This is a genomic window from Micromonospora sp. NPDC049799, from assembly GCF_040656655.1.
In the GTDB taxonomy this organism is placed as follows: Bacteria; Actinomycetota; Actinomycetes; order Mycobacteriales; family Micromonosporaceae; genus Micromonospora.
Window position 1 is genome coordinate 1 of record NZ_JBFAMU010000439.1, and the last position, 4,103, is coordinate 4,103.

Annotated in this window: 5 protein-coding genes; 4 read left to right on the top strand and 1 reads right to left on the bottom strand. The window is 73.2% G+C overall.

Annotation, left to right across the window (positions count from 1 at the left end):
• Window positions 1-99: 99 nt before the first annotated feature.
• Window positions 100-879 carry a GNAT family N-acyltransferase gene (locus tag AB0I76_RS24000; RefSeq protein ID WP_357039507.1) on the bottom strand — a complete coding sequence of 260 codons (780 nt, stop codon included), beginning with the start codon at window positions 877-879 and terminating at the stop codon, window positions 100-102.
• 172 nt (window positions 880-1,051) lie between these two features.
• Between AB0I76_RS24000 and AB0I76_RS24005 the strand changes: the two genes are divergently transcribed.
• The 4 genes from AB0I76_RS24005 to AB0I76_RS24020 form a co-directional block, all read left to right on the top strand.
• Window positions 1,052-1,699: a hypothetical protein gene (locus AB0I76_RS24005; RefSeq protein ID WP_357039510.1), complete on the top strand. Its 648-nt coding sequence runs from the start codon at window positions 1,052-1,054 to the stop codon at window positions 1,697-1,699.
• A 93-nt stretch (window positions 1,700-1,792) separates the two neighbouring features.
• Window positions 1,793-2,728 (top strand): ATP-binding cassette domain-containing protein, encoded by a 936-nt coding sequence (locus AB0I76_RS24010; protein ID WP_357039513.1) that lies wholly within the window; start codon window positions 1,793-1,795, stop codon window positions 2,726-2,728.
• Entirely contained in the window at window positions 2,725-3,549 is an 825-nt protein-coding gene (locus AB0I76_RS24015) for an ABC transporter permease (RefSeq protein WP_357039516.1), read from the top strand. The genes AB0I76_RS24010 and AB0I76_RS24015 overlap by 4 nt, the downstream gene beginning before the upstream one ends.
• A gap of 317 nt (window positions 3,550-3,866) precedes the next feature.
• A partial coding sequence (locus AB0I76_RS24020) for a hypothetical protein (protein ID WP_357039519.1) occupies window positions 3,867-4,103 on the top strand: 237 nt, incomplete at its 3' end.

A 4,103-nucleotide genomic window follows, 5' to 3' on the forward strand; every position in this document is an offset into this window, starting at 1 on the left:
CCCGCACGGCGGTCGGCACGCCGGGCACCGCGCCGGGGGCGGGCAGGCAGTCCGCGCCGCATCCGGAGGCGGGCCGCCAGAGGTCGTACGCGACGGTGCTCACCGCTCGGCCCCACCCAGGAAGTGCCGCAGGTAGCGGGGGTTCATCCGGTCCAGCGAGAACAACACGTAGAAGTCGGCCGTGCCGAAGTCCGGGTCGTACGCGGGCTCGCCGCAGACCCAGGCACCGAGGCGCAGGTAGCCACGTAGCAGCGGCGGCACCAGCGCACGGCCCTCCGCGCCGCCGACGGCGGTCTCCGCGGCGGGCACCTCCGGCTCGGCGAACCACGGCCGCAGCGGACGGAGCCGCAGCGGCGGCGGCGCGAGGTGCCGCTCCCGCGCCAGAGCCCACACCTCGGCCGCCGCCCGGCCACCGTCGGCGACCGGTACCGAGGCGCAGCCGCCGAGCCAGCGCGAACCGCGCAGGTGCAGGTACCGGATGATGCCGGCCCACATCAGGTTGATGACGGCGCCGGAGCGGTGGTCCGGGTGCACGCAGGACCGGCCCGCCTCGACCAGGTCGTCGCGCAGCGGGTCGAGCGGCGCCAGGTCGAACTCGTCCGCCGAGTACCGCCGGTCGGTGCGTCCCGGCGGCAGCAGCCGGTACGTGCCGACGACGTCCCCGGTGCTCTCGTGGCGCACGATCAGGTGGTCGCAGTACGGGTCGACGTGGTCGGTGTCCAGGCCGGGGGCGGCCGGGCGCAGGGTGGCGCCGAGCTCGGTGGCGAACACCTCGTGACGCAGGCGTTGCGCGGCCGCGACCTGGGTCGGGTCGTCGGCGATCAGCAGGGTGTATCCGCTGGTCGTCAGGGATGTGCCAGCGGCGTGCAGAACGGCCATGGGATCTGTGTAGGGGGCGTGGGTTGCCGAAGGTCGGGGTGCGGAGTGTCGACCGGGTGAACGCCGGCCGGCGGCTGGCCGCCACCCGTACGCGCCGGCTGTCCGGTGCGGCGTGCGAGGCTGCCTGCGGCGCACCGGCGACCGGGCCGGGCGCGGCCGCGCGGAGGTTTGGATGATCATCGAGTCCCGCCACAACGGACCCCCGGGCTCGGGCAACGGCGGCTGGAGCGCGGGCGTCTTCGCCACGGCGGCCGACGGTCCGGGGCCGGTCGAGGTGACGCTGCGCCGGCCGCCACCGCTGGAGACCCCGCTGACCCTGTCCGGCGGCGAGGTCCACGACCGGGACGGCACCCTCGTCGCGCAGGTGCGGCCGGTGCCGGAGTTCCGGTCGGTGGTGCCGCCGGTGGACCTCGCCACCGCCCGGGCCGCCACCGCGGCGTACCCCGGGCTGGTGGACCACCCGTTCCCCGGCTGCTATGTCTGCGGCCCCGACCGCGCCGACGGGTTGCGGATCTTTCCCGGGCGGCTGCCCGACGGGCGTACCGCCGCGCCGTTCACGGTGCCCGCGCCGGTGACCGGCCCGTTGGTGTGGGCGGCGCTGGACTGTCCCGGCGGCTGGGCGGTGATCGCGCCCGGCCGGCCGTACGTCCTGGGTCGGATCGCCGCCGTCGTCGCGGACCTGCCGGCCGCGGGCGACGAGTGCGTCGTGACCGCCGCGATGGTCGGTGGCGAGGGCCGCAAGGCCGACGTGCACACCAGCCTGTACGCGCCGGACGGTGCCCTCCTGGCCTGGGCCCGCGCCACCTGGATCGCGGTGTGACCGCTCCGGCCGTCGAGCCGGATTGACCCGGTTGCGCGGGCCGGCAAGGCTGGGCGGCGGCGTACCCCGACGCCACCCGAGAAGAGGAGAACGATGTCTGACGGGCAGCGAAGCCCCACCGGCGACGGCCAGATCGTGGTGTCCGGCCTGACGAAGCAGTACCGCACCGTCCGGGCGGTCGACGACCTGTCCTTCACCGTCGAGCCCGGCCGGGTCACCGGCTTCCTCGGCCCGAACGGTGCCGGCAAGACGACCACCCTGCGCATGCTGCTGAACCTGGTCACCCCGACGGCGGGCGCGGCGACGATCGGCGGGCACCGGTACGCGGACCTCACCGACCCGCTGCGGCACGTCGGCGCGGTGCTGGAGGCGTCCAGCGCGCACAAGGGCCGCACCGGGATCAACCACCTGCGGGTGATCTGCGCGGCGGCCGGCCTGCCGAAGGCCCGGGCCGACGAGGCGCTGGCCCTGGTCGGGCTGACCCCGGCGGCGAAGCGCAGGTTCAAGGGCTACTCGCTCGGCATGAAGCAGCGGCTCGGCATCGCCGCGGCCATGCTCGGTGACCCCCGGGTGCTGATCCTGGACGAGCCGGCCAACGGCCTCGACCCCGAGGGCATCCGGTGGATGCGCGGGTTCCTCAAGGGCCTCGCCCACGAGGGGCGGACGGTGCTGGTCTCCAGCCACCTGCTGTCGGAGATGCAGCTCCTCGCCGACGACGTGGTGATCATCGCCGGCGGGAAGCTGGTCCGGCAGGGCACCGTCGAGGAGGTGATCGGGTCGATGGCACAGGGCGTCCGGGTGCGGGTCCGCACCCCGCAGGCCGACAAGCTGACCAGCGCCCTGCGCGACACCTCGGCCACGGTCGACGTCGACGAGCACGGTGTCCTGCTGGTCGGCGGCGTGGACGCGCCGGCCGTCGGCCGGGCCGCCCTGGCCGCCGGCGTGGAACTGCACGAACTCACCACGGAACGGCCCGACCTCGAAGGGGTCTTCCTGGAGCTGACGGCCGGAAAGGCGGGCATCCGATGAACCTGGTCCGATCCGAGCTGCTCAAGATCCGCACCACCAGCACCTGGTGGATCCTGGCGCTGATCTACCTGCCGCTCTGGGGCATCACCCTGTTCTTCAACTACATCCAGGCCGACGCGCTGGTGAACGGCGACCTCGGCGAGGTACCGGCGGACCAGGCCGACACCATCGAGGCGGTCTCGCAACCGGAGAGCCTGGCCGCGAACCTCTTCACCAACGGTCAGTTCTTCGGCCTGATGATGGTGATGCTGCTCGGCATCATCGTGGTGACCAGCGAGTTCTTCCACCAGACCGTGACCACCACGTTCCTCACCGTGCCGCACCGCAGCGCGGTGATGCTCGCCAAGCTGGTCGCCGCGGCCGGCCTCGGGCTGCTCTTCTGGCTGGTGACGACTGCCGCGAACCTGCTCGCCGGATCGGCCGTGCTGGGCGCGGTCGGCCTCGACCCCAGCTACAGCGGTGCCGTCTGGGAGGCGGTCGGCCTCAACGGGCTGGCCTACCTGTTGTGGGCGATCCTGGGTGTCGGACTCGGCGTGCTGATCCGCAGTCAGATCGGCGCGACCGTCACCGGGATCCTGCTCTACCTGGGCGGCTCGATCGGTGCGGTGATCGTCATCTCGGTGCTCGCGGCGCGGTTCGGCGACTGGATCAACAACCTCCAGCTCGCGGTGCCGTCGCTGGCGTCGTCGCTGATGGTGACCGGCACCGACGACATCCCCGGCAACCCGCCCCAGTGGGCGGGTGCGGCGGTGCTGATCGGGTATGCGCTGGTGGCCGGCGTGGTCGGCACGCTCATGGTGCGGCGGCGCGACATCTCCTGATCCGGTCCGGTGACGGGGGGCGGTGCCGACGGGCGCCGCCCCCGTCCGGTTCTCCGGGTCGTACGTGGTCAACCGCCACGTCGGTTCCCGGCGAAGTGGACGCCGGGAACACGTCGGGCCTTAGCAGCAGTCGACAGAACACGCAGCGTTAACCGAACTTCTGGCATCTTCTGTGAATCGGACCACGCAACGGAGGCGGAAATGCCTGCGGCATCCGTACGGCGTAGCCTGGGAGCCGTCCCGTGCGCACCGGCAGGTGCGGTGCCGCCGGGCCCCGCGTGACACACAAACCCGCGTGAAAGAGGCGATTACCGGCCGTGTCGACCCAGCAGACTTCGCAGGAGAACCCACTGGCGGGTTTCGGCCCGAACGAGTGGATCGTCGAGGAGATGTACCAGCGCTACCTCGCCGACCCCGCCAGCGTCGACCCGGCGTGGCACGACTTCTTCGCCGACTACCGGCCGGCACCGGGCGCCGCCACCCCGCGTGGCGCCGAGAAGACCGCCGCCACGCCGGCCAAGCCGCAGCCCGACGGCCAGCCGGAGCCGGCCGCC